19 protein-coding genes are annotated in these 20,715 nt (G+C 71.1%); 7 read left to right on the top strand and 12 right to left on the bottom strand.

The window, feature by feature from the left end; genetic code table 11:
• Positions 1-17: 17 nt before the first annotated feature.
• Complete coding sequence (locus GA0074696_RS23520; RefSeq protein WP_088963113.1) at positions 18-773, bottom strand: formylglycine-generating enzyme family protein; 756 nt, start codon at positions 771-773, stop codon at positions 18-20.
• 208 nt (positions 774-981) lie between these two features.
• Between GA0074696_RS23520 and GA0074696_RS23515 the strand changes: the two genes are divergently transcribed.
• Positions 982-1,407 carry an iron chaperone gene (locus tag GA0074696_RS23515; protein ID WP_172894717.1) on the top strand — a complete coding sequence of 142 codons (426 nt, stop codon included), beginning with the start codon at positions 982-984 and terminating at the stop codon, positions 1,405-1,407.
• Between the two features lie 43 nt (positions 1,408-1,450).
• On the opposite strand, the gene GA0074696_RS23510 is transcribed toward GA0074696_RS23515, so the two are convergent.
• Positions 1,451-2,032, bottom strand: coding sequence for an HD domain-containing protein (locus GA0074696_RS23510; protein WP_088963111.1), 582 nt, complete (start codon positions 2,030-2,032; stop codon positions 1,451-1,453).
• Positions 2,033-2,284: 252 nt separating this feature from the next.
• Here GA0074696_RS23510 and GA0074696_RS23505 point away from each other — a divergent pair, with 252 nt between their 5' ends.
• Both GA0074696_RS23505 and GA0074696_RS23500 read left to right on the top strand, forming a co-directional pair.
• The gene (locus GA0074696_RS23505; protein ID WP_088963110.1) at positions 2,285-2,899 is read left to right on the top strand and encodes an RNA polymerase sigma factor; all 615 of its coding nucleotides are present in this window, start codon (positions 2,285-2,287) and stop codon (positions 2,897-2,899) included.
• Positions 2,892-3,830 (top strand): CU044_5270 family protein, encoded by a 939-nt coding sequence (locus GA0074696_RS23500; RefSeq protein WP_088963109.1) that lies wholly within the window; start codon positions 2,892-2,894, stop codon positions 3,828-3,830. Before GA0074696_RS23505 ends, GA0074696_RS23500 begins: the two co-directional genes overlap by 8 nt.
• Before the next feature lie 142 nt (positions 3,831-3,972).
• On the opposite strand, the gene GA0074696_RS23495 is transcribed toward GA0074696_RS23500, so the two are convergent.
• Complete coding sequence (locus GA0074696_RS23495) at positions 3,973-5,181, bottom strand: D-alanyl-D-alanine carboxypeptidase family protein (RefSeq protein WP_088963108.1); 1,209 nt, start codon at positions 5,179-5,181, stop codon at positions 3,973-3,975.
• Positions 5,182-5,553: 372 nt separating this feature from the next.
• Positions 5,554-6,264: a DNA alkylation repair protein gene (locus GA0074696_RS23490; RefSeq protein ID WP_088963107.1), complete on the bottom strand. Its 711-nt coding sequence runs from the start codon at positions 6,262-6,264 to the stop codon at positions 5,554-5,556.
• A 102-nt stretch (positions 6,265-6,366) separates the two neighbouring features.
• On the opposite strand from GA0074696_RS23490, the gene GA0074696_RS23485 reads away from it, so the two are divergent.
• The gene (locus GA0074696_RS23485) at positions 6,367-6,810 is read left to right on the top strand and encodes an OsmC family protein (RefSeq protein WP_088963106.1); all 444 of its coding nucleotides are present in this window, start codon (positions 6,367-6,369) and stop codon (positions 6,808-6,810) included.
• A 48-nt stretch (positions 6,811-6,858) separates the two neighbouring features.
• On the opposite strand, the gene GA0074696_RS23480 is transcribed toward GA0074696_RS23485, so the two are convergent.
• Complete coding sequence (locus GA0074696_RS23480) at positions 6,859-7,521, bottom strand: response regulator (protein WP_088963105.1); 663 nt, start codon at positions 7,519-7,521, stop codon at positions 6,859-6,861.
• Positions 7,518-8,645, bottom strand: coding sequence for a sensor histidine kinase (locus tag GA0074696_RS23475; RefSeq protein WP_088963104.1), 1,128 nt, complete (start codon positions 8,643-8,645; stop codon positions 7,518-7,520). The genes GA0074696_RS23480 and GA0074696_RS23475 overlap by 4 nt, the downstream gene beginning before the upstream one ends.
• 218 nt (positions 8,646-8,863) lie before the next feature.
• Between GA0074696_RS23475 and GA0074696_RS23470 the strand changes: the two genes are divergently transcribed.
• Positions 8,864-9,271 carry a DUF6223 family protein gene (locus GA0074696_RS23470; RefSeq protein WP_088963103.1) on the top strand — a complete coding sequence of 136 codons (408 nt, stop codon included), beginning with the start codon at positions 8,864-8,866 and terminating at the stop codon, positions 9,269-9,271.
• Between the two features lie 54 nt (positions 9,272-9,325).
• Here the strand turns inward: GA0074696_RS23470 and GA0074696_RS23465 are convergent, their stop codons facing one another.
• The 3 genes from GA0074696_RS23465 to GA0074696_RS32340 all read right to left on the bottom strand — a co-directional run bounded on the left by GA0074696_RS23465 (position 9,326) and on the right by GA0074696_RS32340 (position 10,705).
• A complete protein-coding gene (locus GA0074696_RS23465; protein ID WP_088963102.1) occupies positions 9,326-9,730 on the bottom strand; it encodes a VOC family protein in 405 nt (134 codons plus the stop codon).
• Positions 9,731-9,743: 13 nt separating this feature from the next.
• A complete protein-coding gene (locus tag GA0074696_RS32345; protein ID WP_088963101.1) occupies positions 9,744-10,514 on the bottom strand; it encodes an arsenate reductase/protein-tyrosine-phosphatase family protein in 771 nt (256 codons plus the stop codon).
• Positions 10,515-10,576: 62 nt separating this feature from the next.
• Positions 10,577-10,705 (bottom strand): hypothetical protein, encoded by a 129-nt coding sequence (locus tag GA0074696_RS32340; protein WP_269458688.1) that lies wholly within the window; start codon positions 10,703-10,705, stop codon positions 10,577-10,579.
• On the opposite strand from GA0074696_RS32340, the gene GA0074696_RS23455 reads away from it, so the two are divergent.
• Entirely contained in the window at positions 10,695-10,850 is a 156-nt protein-coding gene (locus tag GA0074696_RS23455; protein WP_197700771.1) for a response regulator transcription factor, read from the top strand. The two genes, GA0074696_RS32340 and GA0074696_RS23455, sit on opposite strands and share 11 nt — an antisense overlap.
• A gap of 32 nt (positions 10,851-10,882) precedes the next feature.
• Here GA0074696_RS23455 and GA0074696_RS23450 read toward each other — a convergent pair whose 3' ends face one another.
• From GA0074696_RS23450 to GA0074696_RS23440, 3 genes are all read right to left on the bottom strand, one after another.
• Positions 10,883-11,362 carry a hypothetical protein gene (locus GA0074696_RS23450; RefSeq protein ID WP_088963100.1) on the bottom strand — a complete coding sequence of 160 codons (480 nt, stop codon included), beginning with the start codon at positions 11,360-11,362 and terminating at the stop codon, positions 10,883-10,885.
• A 361-nt stretch (positions 11,363-11,723) separates the two neighbouring features.
• Positions 11,724-15,029: a glycosyltransferase gene (locus GA0074696_RS23445; protein WP_088963099.1), complete on the bottom strand. Its 3,306-nt coding sequence runs from the start codon at positions 15,027-15,029 to the stop codon at positions 11,724-11,726.
• Between the two features lie 873 nt (positions 15,030-15,902).
• Positions 15,903-17,501, bottom strand: a complete 1,599-nt coding sequence (locus GA0074696_RS23440) for a glycoside hydrolase domain-containing protein (protein WP_172894406.1) — start codon at positions 17,499-17,501, stop codon at positions 15,903-15,905.
• A gap of 286 nt (positions 17,502-17,787) precedes the next feature.
• Here GA0074696_RS23440 and GA0074696_RS23435 point away from each other — a divergent pair, with 286 nt between their 5' ends.
• A complete protein-coding gene (locus GA0074696_RS23435; protein ID WP_172894404.1) occupies positions 17,788-20,601 on the top strand; it encodes an AfsR/SARP family transcriptional regulator in 2,814 nt (937 codons plus the stop codon).
• Positions 20,602-20,715: the final 114 nt, after the last annotated feature.

Genomic DNA, 20,715 nt, shown 5'->3' with positions numbered 1-20,715 from the left:
CCGGTCGTGGCTCGGGCCTAGCGGGGTGGCAGTGCTGCGACCGGGCGGACCGCGGTGAACTGGGTGTGCGCGTACCGGGTGGCGGAGAGCAGCAGTAGCCACTCGTCGCAGCCCTGCCACGGGTAGAGGTCGGCGGCGCCGCCGCGTACGGTCCGGGGCCCGTCGCCGGTGCGTGGCCGGGCGTCCGCCGGCGCGCCCGCGAAACCGGGAATCCACACGTCGGCGCAGACCTCATTCGCCGAGCCCATCGCCGCCAGCCCGAACGCGTTCTCCCCGGCCGCCGTCCGCTGCTCATCACCGAAGTCGTCGAGGATCTGGTCCTCGTCGGGTTTCCCGTCGCCGCGGAAGGTCAGCGTGGTGGTGCCGGCCCGGGCCGCGTACTCCCACTCGGCCTCGCTGGGCAGCCGGAACGGCAGGGCCTCGAGCAGATCATCCAGGTCGTCCTCGAGCCGGGCCGTGCCGGAGTCCGTGTCGGCGTAGTCGTCCTCGTATTCGGGCAGCCAGTGCCGGACCTGCGTGACCGTCAGCGGGTGCCGGGCGATCAGGAACGGTTCGACCCGCACCTCGCGGACCGGCTGGGCATCCCCGGCGCCGGCGAAGAAGGGCGCGAGAGTGTCCTCGGCTCCTCCGCTGCGCTCGATGGCGCGTACCGCGTCCAGCTCGGCGTCGGACAGGCCCATTCCGAACGTGCCGCGCGGCACCTCCCGGAACACCACGCCCGACATAATGTGCCGCCATGCCGGACGCCCGGCGACGATCTCCTCGCTCCACATGGCGGCGAACGCTAGCAGCCCAGGCGTCAGTTGAACCCCCGCCAGCAGCGGAGGCCGGATCTCACCGCAGACCAACCGCCTGCCATCTGGTCAGGAATCGAGAAGCCACAGGGTGTCGCCCGGCCTAGCCTTTTCACAGGTAGCCGGCAGCACGCCGAGCCTTCACGCACAGGGGAGCCCGAGAGTGTCCGCGAAGAATTCCACCACCGTGTCCGACGGCTTCAGCGCTGAGGAGCGTGCCGCGATGAAGGAGCGCGCCGCCGAGCTGCGCGCCGAGGGCAAGAAGGGAGCCAAGAAGGCCGACGATCTGCAGGCGGTCCTCGACAGGATCGCGCAGATGGCGCCGGAAGATCGTGCGCTCGCCGAGCGGGTGCATGCGACGGTGACCGCTACCGCCCCGCAGCTGTCGCCGAAGACCTGGTACGGGATGCCTGCCTACGTGAACGCGGACGGCAAGGTCGTCGTCTTCTTCCAGGACTCGGGCAAGTTCAACTACCGGTACTCGACCCTGGGCTTCCAGGACGCGGCCAACCTCGACGACGGAGACCTGTGGCCGGTGTCGTACGCGCTGCAGAAGTGGAGCCCCGCGGTGGAGAAGAAGGTCGTCGAGCTGGTGAAGGCCGCTGTCTCCTGACCGCACCCGACCGCACCCACCCCTGCCTGGAGACCGGTCGCGGCTACTCAGGTTGCTGAGGTGGGCTGAGCCGGGCGAGTGGTTGTCCGGTCAGTGCGGCGTCGGCGAGCCGGTGAGCCGACGCCGTCCTCAGCGCCGCGCGTGAGCTGTCGATCCACCGTTGGACGTTGTCGATGCCCTGGTGGCGGTACTCGACTGCTTGGACGAGGCATTCGAGCTTGTCGGCGTCGCGAGCGACGACGGCTTCGCGGGTCTCGCCGGCTTCGTACTCGGTGACGGCGGCGGTGATGAGGTCGGCGACGGCCGGCGGACAGGCCGCGACCTGGTCGGCGGTGACGGTGGTGTTGGGTACGGCGGTGAGGTATCGCTTGGCGATGTGGGGGATGTCGGTGATCCGGGTTTCCTGGGTGTCGTGCAGGACGCAGAGCATGGACACCCGGGCCGGGTCGGCGCCCTCCATGGCGGCGAGCACCATGCCGATGAGCGCGGTGCGGAAGGAGTGGTCGGCGATCGATTCCGGCTGCTTCACCCCGGCGAACCACCAGCCGGTGCGGGCCGCGCGCTTGAGTACGCCCGCTTCGAAGATGAAGCTCACCACGCCGGCGGCGTCCTGATCCTCGCTCATCTGTCCGTCCCTGTGCCGGTGAGTCCGTCGGTACGGAGGCTGTGGACGCTGCACGTCAGCTCCCGCCGAGGCTGCGGAAAGATCCTATCGCTGCCGAGGAGCAGGGTGCTGCGATTGCCGAATGCTCGACCGGTGCGTGGGTCGTCGGGGGCGAGGCACGTCGGGCCGTGAGAAGCGTCCAGTTGTCGTGAACCGTCCGGCCATGGGGTGCGGATAACAGGTGATGCTTCCCGACACCGCGAAGGGCCATACATGAAACACCTGCGACGAGTGAAGGACGTCGACGTCGGTGCAGTGACGGACGCAGCAATCATCGCGCGGTCTGTGCAGGAACCCGAGATATTCTCCACCATCTTCGACCGGCACGCGCCGTACATCCATCGCTACCTGGCACGGCGCCTCGGTGTGCCCGCCGCGGACGACCTGGTCGCTGAGACCTTCCTCGCGGCGTTCCGTCGCCGGGATCGATTCGACATCACCTGTCCGAACGCCCGGCCCTGGCTGTACGGGATCGCCACCAACGTCGTCGGCCAGCACCGGCGGACGGAGGAGCGCGAGTACCGACTGCGGCAGGCGTACGTCCCCGCGACGAGCGAGGCATCACATGCCGACCGGGTCGCCACCGTGGTGACGGCGCAATCGCTACGTCGGCTTCTCCTCGACGCGTTGGCCATGCTCTCCGACGGAGATCGCGACGTGTTGCTGCTGATCGCCTGGGAGGAACTGACGTACGACGAGGTTGCCGCCGCACTGGCGATCCCGGTCGGCACCGTGCGATCACGACTCAACCGAGCCCGCAGGCTGCTCCGTGAGCAGTTGGGCGGCGAACCGGCCGGCACGATCGAGGAGGCACTGAGCAATGGATGAGATGCGACTGCTCCAGCAGTTCGGCGACGAGACCGAGCTGCCGACGGCCGAACGGTTGAGCCCGGCCCGCATCCGGCTGACGACCGCGATGACGGCAGAGTCGTCCGTACCCATGACGTCGACCGTGCCTTCGACGCTTCCTCGGCGGAGGCGACCGGCCTGGCGGCTCGTGCTCGGCGGGGTGGCATCGGTGGGCGTCGCGGCGTCGCTCGCCGCGGTGCTGGTGCTCGCGCCCGACCGGCTCGGTGGTAGCACGCCGGCGGCCCGGGCCGACGCCACCCAGGTTCTCCGGAACGCGGCAACGGCTGCGCTGCGAGGGCCCGACGTCAATCCCCGGCCCGACCAATTCGTCTACTCACGCAGCCAGGAGGGTCGGGGGATGCGGGAGAGCTGGCTGTCGGTGGACGGAACCCGGGACGGTCTGATCATCGAGACCTCCGCCAGCGGCCGCACGGAAAGCATCGTCCCCGGCTGCCGGAACGGACGGGCCGCGGTGCTCAAGGGCGACAAGGTGGTTCCGGGCGAGACCGAGCGGTGCACCTCAGCACCGGCCTACCGTGCCGACCTGCCCACCGACGCCGCCGCCATGCGGACCTTTCTGATCGAGCATCGCCAGGGTGAACCGGGTGACGCCAATGCCGCCGGCAAGGACGTGCTCTACTACCTCACCGGCAGCTACCTACGCCCGCGAACCCTCGCGGCGCTCTACGAGGCCGCGGCGACGACGCCGGACCTGCAAGCCGTGGAGCATGTCAAGGACGGCGCGGGCAGGTCGGGAATCGGGATCACCTGGCCGTCGACGCGCGGCTCGGGCGAAATCGTGCTCGTCTTCCACCCCGAGACCTACACCTTCCTCGGCGTGGGCGGGTCGGCGGGATCGTCGGCCGTGCTTGCCCTCGACATCGTCGACCGAGTCGGTCAGACGACCTGACTCCCGTCGCACCGGGCGGGCCGCCTCGGCGCGCCCGCCCGGTCTCCGGATCTCAACGGACGTACCTCGGTGCGTGAGGGACGACCGGGCGACGGGCCTGGCTGCGCCTGCCGGGGCTACCGTCCCGTTGGCCGTCGGCTTCCTACGGGTTGGCCGCCCGGCGCGTGGCCCGCTGTCGCCATTGAGCCGCCAGCAGGAGGGCGGCCAGTATGACGGCGGCGCCGAGGCCGAGGATGGCCGACCACGAGAACGATGGTCCTGCCCCAGCCTGACCGTTGCGCTCGCCTCTGACCTCGGCAACGGGACGATCGTGCTTCTTCTCATCGGGAGTGACCAGGCGGCCGACCGACGCGTCGGTCGGGAGAGCGAAGCCCCAGTCCAGCAGGGCCGCCGCCTCGCCGAGGCTCCCCAGTGGCGCGGTCTCCGCGCCGAGCAGGGTCACGGCGAGCCGCCGGCCGTTACGTTCGGCCACCCCCACGTATGTCTGTCGCGCCAGGTCGGTGAAGCCCGTCTTCCCGCCGAGCGTACCCGGGTAGTGGTCCAGCAGCGTGTTGTCGTGGGTGACGGAGAAGCCCGGCGTTCCCGGCCCTGCCGGTATCTCCGCCACTCGGCTGGCGATGTATCGCCGGAAGTCCGCGCGAGCGTACGTGGCGCGTGCGATCAGCGCCAGGTCGTACGCGCTGGTGTACTGACCGGGACCGTCCAGGCCGGACGGTGTCGCCGCGTGGGTCTGGTTTGCGCCCAGCCGGTGTGCCTCGTCGTTCATCGCCTGGACGCCGCCCTGCCGCCCGGCGGTGCCGCCGCCGACGCGGGCCAGCACGTTGGCCGCGTCGTTTCCCGATTTGAGGAGCAGCCCCAGCCACAGGCTCTCGACCGAGTAACGGCCGCCCTCGACCACCCCCATCACTGAACTGGCCGGATCGAGATCATGCAGGTCCGCCCGGGTCACCTCGACCATTTGTGCAGGGTCGAGGTGAGGCATCAGGGCCGCGGCCAGCAGCATCTTCTGCACGCTGGCTGGCGTGCGGTGCTCGTGCGGGCCGCATCCACCCAGCACCGCGCCACTGTCGAGGTCGGCCACCACCCACGAGGTGGCGGTCACCGACGGCGCCATCGACGCACCCGCGGGAATGGCCAGCCCCGGCGTCGCCAGCGTCTCGCCGCCGACGGCCAGGTCGGCGGGACCGACCGGTGGTGGCGACGGTGCGGCGGGCGGGGGCACTGCCGGCTTCACGGCCGGGCAGGGCACGTACGGCGCGGACGCCGCCGACGCCGTCGAGGACCCGACTGCCACGGCGGGCATGGTCAGTAAGGCGCTGAGCGCTATGGCAGCAATCCGAACGACCTTCATGTCAAAGCACCGTAATTGCTGACAAAGGCAGGCACAGCCCGGTTCCAGAAAGGCGGCGAGGATTCCGTTCTCTGGGCGGGCTGCGCTCTTTCGCTCACCTTGTGCCGTTCCGCAAGGCTCTTCCTGCGGATAGTGGACAAACGGGATCGCAGCGTTCGGGACGAACCGGGACGGAATGGTCTGGTTGGACTCCATTGGGATCCCCCGGGACGCGGGTGACTGCAGGGTCGAGCGTCGCCGCAAGCGGAAGCACCGTGGCGCATTCGGGCAGAACGGGATGGAGGGCTGTTGCGTCGCACTTATGGCCGACCAGTCGCGCGCCCGAAAGGCGAGTCGTACCAACGAGCCCACCACCCGGCGGGCATCGATTCTCTAGACCACGCCGGACAGGTACTCCCGGCGTCGCTGCGGTTCAAACTTTTCGATCGCGTACCGCAGCATGACCCGCGGCATGACCCGGTAACGTCGGGCCAGAAACTCCTCCTCCGCCGCTCTGTCACGGTTGCCTACCTCGCGCAGCATCCAGCCCACCGCCTTCTGAACGAGGTCGTGCGGGTCGCGCAGGAGCCGTTCGCTGAGGCGGAAGGTCCAATGGAAGTCACCGGCTTTGATGAAGGCGAAAGTTGCCATGATGGCGATGCGCCGGTCCCACACCAGGCTTGACCCGGCCAACCGATCCAGTGCGCTCCGGTCCTTGCCGATCAGCCAGGGGCCGACGATGTACGGCGCTGATGAGTCCACCAGGTCCCAGTTGTTGATGTGGCCGGTGTTGGCCAGGACGATGCCGAAGATCCGGCCCCGTTCCTCCTGGTCTCCCTTGGTGAACTTTCGCACCAGGATGAACAGCGACGTCAGCCGCTCCTCGTGCACGCTGCTGGTCAGCAGCTTCGCCGTTTCGGCCAGGGAGAGGTCGCGCCAGTACCGGGCGGCCACCCTGCGCTGTTCCGGTACCGGGACACCAATGGCCGTGTCGCCCTCGCCGTACCCGCCCGCAGCCATCTGCAGAAACCGGCTCAATGCCTCCGCCCGCCGCGGGTCGGCGAGGCTGGCGAGTTCGTGCCGGACGTCGGCGGTCGTGGCCATGACTGTGCAACCTACCGCGACCGCCGTTGCCTACGGTGCTGCGCCGATCGGTTGGCCAGTCCCGGTGGCTCCGGAGCAGAAGGCCTGGGTAGTTTCCCTGTCATGAGTGAGGACACCTTCCGCTCGGTCGAGATCGAGCGCACCAGCGTGGGGCAGTACGTCGTGCGGAACGTCCGCGGCGGATCGATGTCGATGGGCGCGGGCGAGGACGCCAGCTTTACGCCGGTGGAACTGCTTCTGGCTGCCATCGGAGGCTGCACCGCGATAGACGTGGACCACATCACCAGCCGCCGCGCCGAGCCGACCCAGTTCTCCGTCGACGTCACTGGCGACAAGATCCGGGACGAGGCCGGCGGAAACCGGATGCAGAACCTCAGGGTCGAGTTCGCCGTGACGTTCCCGGTGGGCGCGGACGGCGACAGGGCGCGCGAGGCGCTGCCTCGGTCGCTGCAGCAGTCGCACGAACGACTGTGCACCGTCTCCCGTACCGTCGAACTTGGCACTCCCGTCTCGATCGTCGAGGCTGCCGGTTCCACCGGGGACTGAGGTCTCCGGGCGTCACCCGGGGTTGCACCTGCACCCGCACCGTGGATGTCAGGAGTTGCGCGGGGTCGCCAGGCCGGACTCGTAGGCGAGGACCACGAGTTGGGCGCGGTCGCGGGCGTGGAGCTTGGTCATGGCTCGGTTGATGTGGGTTTTCGCCGTCAGCGGGCTGATCACCATGCGATCGGCGATCTGGTCGTTGGACAGGCCCTGGGCGACCAGAGCGACGGCCTCGCGTTCGCGGCTGGTCAGCTCGCTCAGCCCGGTGCCGGCGGCGGTGTGGAGCGGCTGGTTGACGTACCGGTTGATCAGCCGGCGGGTGATCGACGGTGCGAGCAGGGCGTCGCCGCGCGCGGCGACGCGTACGGAATGGAGGAAGTCTTCCGGTTGGATGTCCTTGACGAGGAATCCGGCCGCGCCGGCGCGCAGCGCGTTGAAGACGTGTTCGTCCAAGCCGTAGTTGGTCAGGATGACGACGTGCACCCGGGCCAGGGCCGGGTCCGCGGCGATGCGCCGGGTCGCCTCGATGCCGTCGATGACCGGCATCTGAATGTCGATGAGCGCGATGTCGGGCAGGTGTTCCCTGGCCAGCGCCAGGCCCTCGCTCCCGTCGGCGGCCTCGGCCACCACCTCGATGTCGTCCTCGAGGTCGAGCAGCGCGCGGAATCCGCTGCGAATCAGCGGCTGGTCGTCGACCAGCAGGACACGGATCATGACGTCTGGTCCACGGGGAGTTCGGCCTGGACGGTGAAGCCGCCCTCGCTGCGCGGCTCCGCGCGCAGGCGGCCGCCGAGGGCGGTGACTCGTTCGCGCATCCCAAGCAGCCCGACGCCGGGCGTCGGCGCGGCGTCCGGCGTGGCCTTGCCGTCGTCGTCGACCTGGATGGCGAGGACGTCGGGACGGCAGTCGATCCGGACCGACGCGTTGGCCGCGGCGGCGTGCCGGGCGATGTTGGTCAGCGACTCCTGAACGATCCGGTAGGCGGTCCGGCCCACCGCGGCCGGCACGTCCTGCCGCTGTCCCTCGATCGTCAGCGTCGCCTCCAGGCCGGTCCTGCCAGCCCGCTGCACCAGCTCCGGGATGTGGTCGAGGCCGTGCGGCGGGGTGGTGTCGTCGTCGCGCAGCGCCTCCAGGGTCGCCCGCAGCTCCCGGGCCGCCTCACGGCCCGCCTCCCGGATCGCCAGCAGGGCCTCCGGCACGGGTTCACCCCGCTTGCGGGCCACGTGGACGGCGACCTCGGCCTGCACCTTGATGACCGAGATCTGGTGGGTGAGCGAATCGTGCAGCTCCCGCGCGATGTGCAGCCGCTCCTCGTCGGCGCGACGCCGTGCGGTCTCCTCCCGGGTGCGCTCGGCTTCGTCCGCCCGCCGCTCAGCCTGCCGCAGCGCCTCCCCGGCAGCGCCGGCAGCGATCAGCCAGGCGATTTCGAGGGCGCCTCGGGCCTGCGCGAACGCCTCGCCCGTGTCGTGCAGGCCCGAAGCCAGGGCCGCCAGGGGGAGAGCGGCCAGCAGGGTCACGCTCGCCGCCACCGTGATGACGCGGTGTCCCGCCCGCACGGCCGCGTACACCGCGAACAGATACGCGACGGCAGGCACGTCGAAACCGGTCGCCTGGTAACCCGCCGCGCACAACCCGGTCACGGCCAGCACGGGAACCGGAGCCCGGCGACGCGCGGCCAGCGCCAGACCACTCGCCGCCAACAGCGCGTAGCCGAGCAGGTCGACGTTCGTGGCGGAGTGCTGCCCGGACAGCCCGGCGATCAGCAGCGCCGCCGCCACGCCGACCGCAATCGCCCAGTCTTTGACCCCGACCGGGACGCCGAACCGTCCTCTGTCCATGCGCGCACCCTAGCCGGACGCCGCTGCGAGCGAATCCCGCGCGCGGACGAGTGGCCGTATACCGCGCCCACAGTACCTACCCGGCGCCTGCGGCAGCCGCGGCAGCCGGCTACGGCGTCGGCAGCAGCGCGAATTGCCTGCGCCCGCAGGACGACCAGCGGTGGGTCCAGCGGACAGGATCAGGCGACGTCCAGTCGCCAGAGGAGAAGGAGCACCTCATGTCCGTCCGTCATCTGCTCGCCACCGCCATGCTCGGAGATTTCGGGCTTGCCACACCGTCGGCCGCGCACGTCCTGGTCCAGCCGGTCGCCGCCAGTTCCTACACCTTGACCGCCGGGCGTCTCTGGTCCCTGGTGGCCGCGCTGCTGGGGCTGGTCGGCGTGGTCATCGGTGGGCTGGCTCTGGCCCGCTCCGCCGGTCGTATCGGCACCGGGAGAAGAGGGGCCGTCGTGGCCCTGGCGGCGGGGCTGGCCGGCGCGGTCATCGGCAGCCTGGTGGTGGCCGCCGCCGATGGTGGCCCCGGTACCGGCGGCGGAATAGTCGGCGGCTTCGTGGCCGTGGTGGTGGGACTGATCGCCATGGCCCTCGGCGGGCTGGGTCTGGCCCGCTCCCGCCGCACCGGCTGACCAAGCCTCCGCACCGCCGGCACGAACGCCGGCGGATCTTTCCCCGGGCTGCGGTCAGGTGGTTGGCGTGGCGGGGGGCTGGTGGGCGGGTTGGAACAGCTCGATCAGGTTGCCGGCGGGGTCGGCGAGCAGGATCTGCCGCCCGCCGGGCCCGGAGACCGGCTCGCTGCGGAACGACAGCCCCGCGCCACGGAGCCGGGCGATCTCAGCGTCCAGGTCGTCGACAACCAGGTGGATGCGGTTGCGGCCCGGGCTGGTGGCGTCGTCGGGGGTGGCGCGGGCGCCGGAACTGGCTGGCCCGGACAGCAGCAGCCGCAGCGGGCCGCGCAGCACGTCAGCGAACGCGGGCGCGGCGCTGGTGTTCAGGGTGAAGCCGAGATGGGCGGTGTAGAAGTCGACGGCGGCCTGGACGTCATCAACGAGGTAACGGACGTTGGCGTACTGGTCGGTTGCTGTCATGACTGAATCTCCTTCAGAGCCGGGTGGCGGCGAGCACGGGCAGCAGGTGCGTGATGCGGGTGTCGATGTCTGTCGCGGTGTGCTGGAAGGCGGGGTAGCTGGTCTGGTCGGTGGTGCCGGCTGTGGCGGGGTCTGGGATGCTCCAGTGCACCCGCCGAGGATGGTCCGGAAAGTCGGGGCAGGCCTCGCGGGCCTTGTCACACAGGCTGATCACGTAGTCGAACCGACGGTCGGCCACTGTGTCCAGGTGCCGGGGGCGCCGGCCGGTGATGTCGATGCCGTACTCGTCCTGTAGCACCCGTACGGCGTTGGGATGATGGCGAGGCTTGGGCCGGCTGCCGGCGCTGGCCACCTCGACCTGGCCGCCGGTGCGGTGGCGTAGCAGGGCCTCGGCGACCGGTGAGCGGGCGCTGTTGCCGGTGCAGACGAACAGCACGCCGACGCGGGGCGAGCGCCGCAGGTCCACCGGTGTGTGCGGTGCGGGCTCCCGGCGCAGCGCCGGGTGCAGCGCGGCGCCGGTGTCGGCCAGCGCCTTCGTGCAGCGATCCAGATCCAGGTGGTAGTAGCTGTCGCGGCCGTCGAAGCTGCTGCGCGTGGCCGTGACCAGGCCGCCGTCACGCAGCAGCCGCAGATGGTAGGAGACCAGGTTCTGCGGCTCACCCACCAGCTTCACGAGTTCCCGGACCCGATAGTCGCTCTCGGCGAGCTGGGTCAGCAGCCGCCACCGCAGCGGATGGGCGGCCAGGCGCACGAACGCCGGGGGAGCTTGACTCAACAGCGCCACGATCAGCAGAATACATCAAATGGGCTTGATGTAATAGCAGGTGTCCGGCGGGGCATCGCCGCTCAGGTGATCCGGCGCTGGATCCGCCAGCGGCCGAAGAGCGTCAGCAGCCCGGCGAGGAGGAGGTAGAGCCCCGACTCCAGCACCTGGAACGGCCAGTAGCGGTGGTACGGCTGGTAGGTGATCGCCACGTGCAGCGAGATCGCCGCCGAGCTGTTCATTTCGCTGAGCACGGTCAAGAGTCACGTCTCCGGGATCCACACCAAGCTGGACGCCCGCAACCGGGTCGAGATCGCCGCCTGGGCGTGGGAGAACCGCATCGTGGAAAGCACCTGAGGGACAGGGCCGGAGGTGGGACCGGTCTTCGGTCAGCGTCCGAGCCGGCAGTGCGGGACCAGTCGGGACGCCGGCCGGGACGACCGGGCGGCGCCGACCAGGGCCACATCGAGAAAGGCGCCGACGCCGACCTGCGCCACGAGGGCCAGGTGGGTGATCAACAGCAGCCGACGCGGCGTCTCCTCCGGATCACCGGGCGTCGCCGCCGGTCGTGCACGGTGCCGCCGGGAGAGGAAGGTGAGCAGAGTCGGGTCCGCTCGCGCCCACGGCGCGAGTCCGGCACCGGACGGCACCGGGGGCGGCCAGTGGACAGACCCGGGCGGGCCGAGTTCCTCGGCCAGCAGCTCGGCGGTGTGGTCGAGGACCTGATCCACCCACGGCCGGGGCAGGCGTCGCAGGCGGCTGACCGCCGCCTCGAAACCCGCCCGGTCCGATGCGCCGGCCGCGCGGACCCCGTCCACCACGGCGTTCCACAGTGCCCGCTCGGTCGGCGTGCTCGGCGGATACGACATTTGTCTCCTCTTAGCCCTCGGCGCGGGGCGAGCCTTTCGCCGACGCCCCCGGGTTGGGGGACGCCCTCTGGAGATGGCCGGCACGGGCCTCGTAGGAGGCGAAGGCCCGTGCCGGCCGTGGTGACCACCCAAGTCACCGTCTTCCCGCTCGCGGGCACCGGATGGATCGTGTCCGTGTCCGGTCGGCCCGCGGCGGCGTCCTGCCCGCCGGGCGACCGTCCGCCGTCGTTGCGGACGCGTCGCCCCCGGTGTCGGCACCCCCGGACCTGTGGTGGGGGAGGCTCGCCAACGTGAGTCAATGATACGACAAAATTAACTAAATGTTACGTTTTCGCCTGACTGCGGCTTGCGTGTCGCGTCGTCATCGCATGGCGGCCGCCTCCTGCTGCCGAGCGTCCGCCACGGCGACGTCGCCCGGGTGCTCTCCGACCGATTGAGAGGGTCCGGGCGCCCTCGTGGGACGTGCCCAGGGCAGCAGACGGGGCCGACGCCGGGCGCTGACGTCCTCGATCCAGCCCAGAGCCAGCACCACCCCGGCGAGGATCACCAGGGCCACCGCCAGGTAGCCCACCTGGCCCCGCCGCAAGAGGCCCAGGCCGTCGCCGATGGCGAAGCAGACCGCGATGGCGGCGTTGTGCCAGAGGTAGATGGTCAGGGCCCGACCGTTCAACGCCGTCACCAACACCTCGAGCGGCCGGACCCGGGTCAGCCAGCCCATCGGGGGCGTGACCCGGAGCAGGACCAGCACGAAGGCCAACGACCAGAACGCCTGGGCGACGGGGATGTCGTTGAGGTCCAGGCCCTGGCCGGGGTGGGTGGCGAGCCAGCCGAGCGCGAACCCCAGGCACCCGGCTGCGGCGGCCAGCAGCGCTGACAGCGGAAGCCGCCGCAGCCGGCCGTCGCGGTGCGCGAAACCCACCAACCAGCAGGCGCCGAACGTGGCCAGGTCGGTGAGCACCGACCCCACCGGCCCGTCGAGTGACGGGCCAGCCGTCTGCAGCACCACCACGCCGGCCAGCGGGACGAGCACGGACCCGACCGGCAACCGCCGGTACACCGCGAGCAGCACGGGGGAGAGCAGCACCAGCCACAGGTACGCCACGAGGTACCACAGCACCCCCGTCACGTCCGCCGCCCACTCGTTGCCCGGCGGCTGCACCAGCGGAACCAGCCAGCTCAACAGCGCCGGCCAGGCCGGCCGGTCGGACCAGCCGTGCCAGACCATCACGGGCACCAGCACGAGCCCCATCGCCCACAGGGCCGGCAGCAGGCGGCGCAGGCGGCTGATGACCGCCCGGTTCGGCGCCCGGTCCAGCGAGGCGGCCATCAGCGAACCGCCCAGCGCGAACATCACCCCCATGGCGGGGAAGACGAAGCTCAGCCAGACGGCGCCGAACATGTGGTACACGATGACGCGGCCCAGCGCCACCGCCCGTAGCGTGTCGAACCAGCGGTCCCGGACCGGGAGTCCTCCCGTGCCACCGTCCGTCGACGCCGGTGGCGCGGCATGGTGGTCCACGATGTCGCCGGCGCGCTTGACCTTGCGCCAACCCAGGCGGGAGCCGGTCACCGCCGTCACCACGGACCGGGCCAGTACCAGGTACATCAGCTGGCGGTAGGCGAACTGCTGAATCGGCAGGGTGAGGAGCGGACGCAGCGGTTCCCCGTCGAGCCGGAAGGCCACCGCCGCGGTCAGGGCCTGCACGACCAGCATCGCGACCCACGCCACGGCCGTCTTCTTCGTGTCCATGAAGAAGAGCCCGTACAGGGCGAGCAGGTCGAGCACCGGACCGAGCAGGGGCAGTACCACGCCGAAGAGGGCGAGCATGGGCAGGCCGAAGCGGCCGAAGCGGCCCGAGGCACCGCGGTCGAACACCGCCCTCCGGTGCTTCCACATCGCCTGCAGGGTGCCGTAGCTCCACCGGCAGCGCTGTCGCCACAGGTCGCCCAGCGACGCGGGCACCTCCGTCCAGGCGCGGGCGCGGCCCTGGTACACCACCCGCCAGCCGGCACGGAGGACCGCCATGGTGACGTCGGTGTCCTCGGCCAGCGTGTCGCCGCTCATCCCACCGATACCCGTCAGGGCGCGTCGGCGGAAGGCGGCGATCGCCCCCGGCACCGTCGGTATGCAGCCGAGCGTCTCGTAGAACCGGCGGTCCAGGCTGAAGCCGATGACGTACTCGATGTGCTGCCACTTGCCGAGCAGCCCGTGCCGATTGGTGACCTTGACGTTGCCGGCCACCGCGCCGATCCCCGGATCGGTGAACGGTTCGACGAGCCTGCGGATCGCGTCCGGCTCGAAGACGGTGTCGGCGTCGGCGGTCACGATGATGTCGTGCGAGGCGTACAGGAGGCCGGTGTTGAGGGCGCTCGCCTTGCCTCCGTTGGGCTTGCGGATGACCCGCACGGTGTCGAGGCCGAGCGCGTCGACGAGGTCGGCCGTGCCGTCGGTCGAGCCGTCGTCGACCACGATCACCTCGATGCCCGGGTGGTCGTTGGCGGCCAGCGAACGAACCGTGGCAACGATGCCGGCCCGTTCGTTGTAGGCGGGCACGATCACCGACACCGGTGCGGTGGTGACCCCCCACGGCCAGCGGTGCACCCGCCGTCGCCGCGCGAGTTTGCGGGCGAGCAGGACCAACAGCAGCGTCCGGGCCAGCATGAGCGCCCCGACCACCACGAAGAGGACGGCCAGACCTCGCAGGATCGAATCGGCCAGCACGATCGCCCAGCGGAGCGGTGCCGCCTGCCAGCGGTCCGCGGTCGACGCCGGGACATTGCCGACGAAGGCGTCCGCCCCCGGCCGCGCCTGGTTCATCCCGTCGCTCACCGTGGTGAAGGTGTAGCCCTGTGCCTGCATCAGGGGAATGAACCTGTCCAGTGCGGCGATGGTCTGCGACCGGTCGCCGCCGGCGTCGTGCAGCAGGACCACGGCACCCGCTCCCGCCGCCGGCGTCATGTTCCGCACGATCGCGTCCACGCCGGGGCGGGCCCAGTCCCTGCCGTCGATGTCGTTGACCACGGTCAGGTAGCCGAGTCGGGCGGCCGCCCGGATGATCGGCCAGTTCGAGTCGTCGACGGCGCTGGGCACCGACGAGTAGGGAAACCGCAGGAGGTTGGTGCGTACGCCGGCTGCGTCCACGATCGCCATCTGGGTCTGTGCGTACTCCATCCGCTGCCGCCAGCTCGGCAGCGCGCTCACGTCCGGGTGGGTGAAGGTGTGCACACCGAGCTCGTGCCCCTCCGCGACGGTCCGCCGGGCCAGGTCCCGGTGCCTGGCCGACTGCGAACCGATCACGAAGAACGTGGCCCTGGCCCGGTGCCGTCGCAGGACGTCGAGCACCTTGGGGGTCCAGGTGGGATCGGGCCCGTCGTCGAAGGTGAGCGCGATGGTCTTCGCGGGCATCCGGTAGGACCGGGGTTGCTCGCCCCGGGCGTCCAGGACCGGGCCGCCGCTCAGGATGTCGGTCGGAACGGTGAACTGGTCCTCGGACTCGCCCACGTGGTCGGGTCTGAATCCCGCGTTCGCGTACGCCTCGACCAGGAGCACGCACACGACCACCGTCAACAGGGACGCCCAGACGAACCGGCCGGTCCACCGACCGGGGCGGCCGGACCTGCGCCGCCCGGGCGGGCCACTGGCGCGAAGGCGGCTCAGCAGGGTCATCGGCCCGCCTCCGTGCCGGGTACGGGCAGGGCCGGCGAGGCCGTGTCCGGTACCGGTTCGCGGCTTTCGGGGGTTGACGGCGTCGCCTCCCGGCCGGGAACGGGCAGGGCCGGCGAGGCCGTGACCGGTGGCGGTTCGCTGCTTCCGGAGGTCGAAGGTGCGTTGGGCTCAGGCCGGTCGGGTGCGGGGTCGGGCGGCTGGGCTGGCCGGTCCGGCTTGTTGGGCTCCCGCTCCTGACGGGCTCGCCGCGCTGGCCGGTCCACCGTGTCCGACGGCCCCTCGGCCCGCTGTGGGTACGCGGCGTCGAGTGGCGATGGCCTGCTGGCCGGCGGGCGTCCGCTGCGATCGACCGCAACGCCGCCGACGGTGAGCGGCCCGGGTTGCGCCGGCGCCGGCGGACCGGGCAGCAGGCCGCTCCCGGCCATCGGCAGGTACGTCAGCGATGCGAGGGCGACCATCACTCCCGCGCGTCCGATCCGTCGGCGGCGGGTCCCGGTGATGTCGACGAACACCGGTCGAACGGGTCCGGACTGGAGGGTTGACGAAGCGAACTGCGGTCCACGGGGGAGTCCATCGAAGGAGAGGCGAAAGGGCACCGGTCGAGGCTATGGGTCCAGTGATGAGGCATAAGTCCTGATTGCCCGATCAAGCAGTCCGCAGATGTACCGCTATCTGCATATTCGAATTTCAGGCCATAGACATACCAAACAGGACGTCAAAACCTCGACCGGCGAAACAGGACATCGAGGTGTGAAGCACCAGGGCACTGAGTGACAGAACAGGACACCGAGGTTTAAAACGCCTGGCCCTGGAGCTGTAGGTGAGGCAGTTTCAAACCGGCGTCCGCCGCCGCCGCTCGTGAACGGCCGTACTTCACAGCAGAGGTTGCATCCCGCCCCAGCCCACACCGAGCCGGATTCTGGCGGCGAAGCTCGTGCCCCGACCGCGATAGAAGTACAGGTAGCTCGTGGACTTCTCGATGGCGAGCAGATCCGGGTAGCCGTCGCGGTTGAAGTCACCGACGCCGACGAGGTCACGCATGCCGTTCCATGCGGTGCCGACCTGCAACTTCGTGCCGAGCCCCCCGGTCCGGCCCGGGTAGAGGAAGAGGTTGCCGGTGGACTTCTGCCGGGCGATGAGGTCTTGATGGCCGTCGCGGTTGAAGTCGCCGACTCCGGCGAGTTCGTCCATGGTGTTCCAGCCGGTTCCGAGAGACGACCGTGGACCGAACGACGTGCCGCGGCCCGGATACAGGTAGAGGTATCCAGTGGAGGCCTGCACGGCGAGCACGTCCCGGTAGCCGTCCCGGTTGACGTCGTCGACGGGGGTGATCTCGCGCATCGAGTTCCAGCCGGTACCGAGGCGGATCCGACTGCCCCACCCCGATGGCGTGTGCGGATACAGCCAGAGGTAGCCGGTCGCCTTGTCGCGGGCGATGAGGTCTCCGTGACCGTCCCCGGTGAAGTCCGTCCGGATGATGACATCCATGCCGTTCCATCCCGTGCCGATGGTCGTGCGAATGCCGAGGGACGTCCCGTTGCCGGGGTAGAGATACAGGTTCCCCGTGGCGGGCTGGCGGCTCAGCAGGTCGGACCAGCCGTTGCCGTTGAAGTCCCCGAAGGAGGTCGCCGGGATGGGAGCGACGTCGAGGTAATCGTTGTCGATGTTGATGGACACCCCGCCCCACGTCTCGTTGTGGTCGCCTCGGTACTGCTTCATCCGCCGCTGGGGGGACCAGTACGAGCTGGGGATGGCCGGGTCGGACACGGTGGCGACCCCGTCCCAGCGGGCGAAGTCCAGGTAGTCGGGGCGGACGTAGCCGGTGGTGTTGTAGGCCGCCACCTGGTCGGCGACGCCGGAGGCCATGCTGCTGTAGAAGCCGGAGAGGTAGCCGAGGTCGTGCAGCCGCGCCGTCCAGGCGCTCATGAACGCGAGCACCGCGGAGCGGCAGGCCGGATCGTCGGTCCGGTACGCCTCCATGTCGAAGATGAGTACGCTCTCCGGCGCCAGGCCCAGCGCCTTCGCCTGTGCGACCGCGTCTTCCGCCTGTATGCGTCCCTGCGCCGCCGCGTTCGCCGCGTCGATCAGATAGCGCTTGGTGGACGTCGTGCATGGTGCCTGCAACCCGAGATAGACCGGTACGAGATGCCAGCCCGCCGCCTGCTGGGCGGCGACCCACGAGGCGGTCAGGTTGGGCTGGGTGCACGCGCGGTTGACACCACCGAAGTAGATGACGATCGCCCGGTAGGGCGAGGCCGCCAGCCATGCCTGCATGGTCTCGGCCGACGGAGCGGTGCAGGCGTCGAAGCCCAGTCCGGTGAACGTGCCGGGCGACGGGGCCGTCACCGCGGCCGCCGTCCTGCGGGCGGCGGTGGCGGGGGCGGCGGTGGTGCGGTCGGCGGCCGGCGCCGCTGGAGCGAACGCCAGCAGGGTGACGGCGCCGACCAGGAGGGCGCAGCTCAGGTGGCGCACACTTCGAGGGAAATACCTGTTGTCCATGCCGGTCTCGATTCCGGTCCAGATGACCAACCGAGTGGTCCTGTCCCTCAGCGGACCAGGTCAGAGGTCGCTCCACCAGAGCTGAACGGACTGATTCGGCTGCTGCATGGAGGCGTCACGGGCGACCGGGGCGTGGCCGACGGCGGGAACGGTTGCTGCGGGTCGACGAGGAGTGGTCGGCCCCGCCGCTCCCGTCGTCGTCCCGGAGACCCGGTGGTCGAAAGGTCCGGGTGGCGGATCGCCGGTTACCGTTGCCGGTGTGCGGGCGGAGGCGGGCGAGACGATCGGTTTCTCGGTGCTCGGCTCGCTCAGGGTCGTCCGCGCCGGCGCCGAGCTGCACCTGGGGGCCCGCCAGCAGCGCCTGGTGCTCGCGTTGCTGCTGGCCCGGGCCGGCTCACCGGTCTCCCTGGCCGAGCTGGTCGACCTGCTCTGGGACGAGGAGGCCCCGGCCAGCGCCGCCAACGTCGTGCACCGGCACGTCGGGGTGCTCCGGCGGCTGCTCGAGCCCGACCTGCCCACCCGGTCGGCGGGCCGGCATATCCTCCGGGAGCTCTCGAGCTATCGGTTGCGCGCCGACGAGGACTCCCTCGACCTGCTGAAGTTCCGGTCACTGAGCCGGCTGGCGGGCCGCAGCCTGCAGGACGGCGACCCGGAGTCGGCGCTGCGACATTCCCTCGACGGGCTGCGGCTCTGGCGCGGCCGGTGCGCCGCGGGCCTGGAACCGGCCTCCCGCCTGCATCCCGCGTTCCTCGCCGTGGAGGCCGAACGCGCCCAGGCCGTGCGCGACGCCGCCGACGCCGCTGAGCGCTGCGGCCGGATGAGCGCGGTGCTGGCGCCGTTGCGGCAGGCCGCCGAGCAGCACCCGCTCGACGAGTCGCTGCAGAGCCGGTTGCTGCTGGCGCTCGCCGCCGACGGCCGCCAGGCGGAAGCCGTCGAGATGTACCGGGTGGTGCGCCGCCGGCTCGCCGACGAGCTGGGCATCGATCCGGGCGAGGAGCTGCGGGAGGCGTACGACCGGCTGCTGCACCAGCGCACCCAGCCGGCGCGTACCGAATCGCCGTCGTCACTTCCCCGGCCCGCGCAGCTGCCGCCGGACCTGCCCTTCTTCAGCGGTCGGGACGACCTCGTCGCCGAGGCCCGCGCGGCGGTCGCGCGCCCGGGCGGGCCGGCGGTGCTCGCGATCGACGGCATGCCCGGGATCGGCAAGACCGCCCTCGCCGTCCACCTCGCCCACGAGTTCGCCGGCGGCTACCCGGACGGGCAGCTCTATGTCGACCTGCGCGGATACGACGGGCGGGAGCCCGCGATGAGCCCGGCCGAGGCGCTGCGCGGCTTCCTCGGCTCGCTCGGGGTGCCCCAGGAGGGCATTCCCGCCGAGCTGCACGCCCAGGCGGGCATGTACCGCAGCAGGCTCGCCGGCCGGCGCCTGCTGATCCTGCTCGACAACTGCCGGGACGCCGAGCAGATCCGGCACCTGCTGCCGGGCAGCCCCGGCTGTCTGGTGATCGTCACCAGCCGCAGTCGGCTCAGCACCCTGCTGACCACGGCCGGCGCCCACCCGCTGCCGGTCGGCCTGCCGAGCGTCGACGAGGCCCGCGCGGCGCTCCTGGGGCCGCTCGGCGCCGGCCGCGTCGCGGCGGACCCGGCCGCGATCGACGCCATCATCGCCAGCTGCGGGCGACTGCCGCTTGCGCTGGCCGTGGTGGCCGCCCGCGCGGCGAGCCTGCCGCGGACGCCAACGGCGCAGATCGCCGCCGAACTGGCCAAGGCGCCTGGGAGCCTGGACGGCTTTGACGGCGAGGACCCGCAGACCGGCCTCCGGGCCATCTTCTCCTGGTCCTACCAGGCGCTCTCCGCCCCGGCCGCCCGGCTCTTCCGGCTGTTGCCGATTCATTCCGGCCCCGATATCTCGATCGCCGGGGCGGCGGGCCTGGCCGGCGTCCCGCTGCGGAGCGCGCGGGCACTGCTCGGTGAGCTGAGCCGCGCGCACCTGATCGGCGAGGACCTGCCGGGCCGCTACCGCACCCACGACCTCCTGCTGGCCTATGCCACGGAGCTTGGCGAGGAGAACGACAGCCCGGCCGAGCGTGCCGCCGCGGAGCTGCGCTGCCTGCAGTTCTACCGGGCCACCGGCTATCAGGCGCACCGACGGCTGCTGGCCTCCGAGTACCACCCGATGATCGAGCCGGGGCCGGGCGAGACCCCGCTGCGCTTCGCCGGCCACGGCGACGCCATGCGCTGGTTCACCGCCGAGCGGCAGGTCCTGATCGCGCTGGTCGGCCGGGCCGCCCGGCAGGGCCGGCACACCGAGGCCTGGCAGCTTGCCCTGGGCATGCAGCACTTCTTCGAACGCAGCGGCCGGTGGGCCGACTGGACGACGACCGGCGAGGTGGCCCTCGAGGCCGCCCGGGCGGGCGGCGACCTGGTCGGGCAGGCCCGGATGCACCGCAGCCTGGCCGGCGCGGCCTACTTCCGGAACGAGCACGAGAGCGCGGTCGGGCATCTCGACCAGGCGGTTGAGCTGCTCGCCCGGCTCGGCCTGTACGACGAGATGACCCGGGCCGGGATCAACCGGGCGATGATTCTGAGCGCCCAGGGGCGACACGAGGAGGTTGTGCGGGCGCTTTCCGCGGCGCTGGGGCCATGGGCGGCCGGAGACGACAAGCTGCTCGCGGACGTCCTGGTGATCATGGCCGCGAGCTACGCCGAACTGGGCCGGGCGGAAGAGGCCGTGCGCTGCGCCGAGCAGGCGATGACGCTGTCGCGTGGAGCGCAGTACAAGCTCGGCATCGCCGAGGCGTGGGAGGTGCTCGGCCAGGTGCATTCCGCCCGCCGGGAGCCCGGCAAGGCGGTCGACTGCTGGCGCGAGGCGGCCGTCGCTTACCAGGAGGCGTCGGCGTCGGCGCCGGCCGCGGAGGTCCTGGCGCTGCTCGGCGACGCCCTCGCCGCCGCCGGCGACCAGGACGCCGCGGTGCGGGCGTGGCAGGAGGCGCTGGCCCTGATCCCGTACGCGCAGACCCGGACCGGTCGGCGGCTGGCCGGCCTGCTCGCGGCGGTCACGTCGCGTCGGTGACCGATTGCGATCGGCGACGGCACTCGATCCGCACTTGCGCGTCAGTTTATTCGCATCGGTCGTCCCTAGGCTCGTGCCTCATTCACCGTTGCTCCTGCCTGTGGGGGAAATATG

It is taken from the genome of Micromonospora purpureochromogenes (assembly GCF_900091515.1).
GTDB lineage: Bacteria > Actinomycetota > Actinomycetes > Mycobacteriales > Micromonosporaceae > Micromonospora > Micromonospora purpureochromogenes.
Note: the sequence above shows the minus strand (reverse complement) of the source record. Positions and strands in the feature narration are given on the sequence as shown.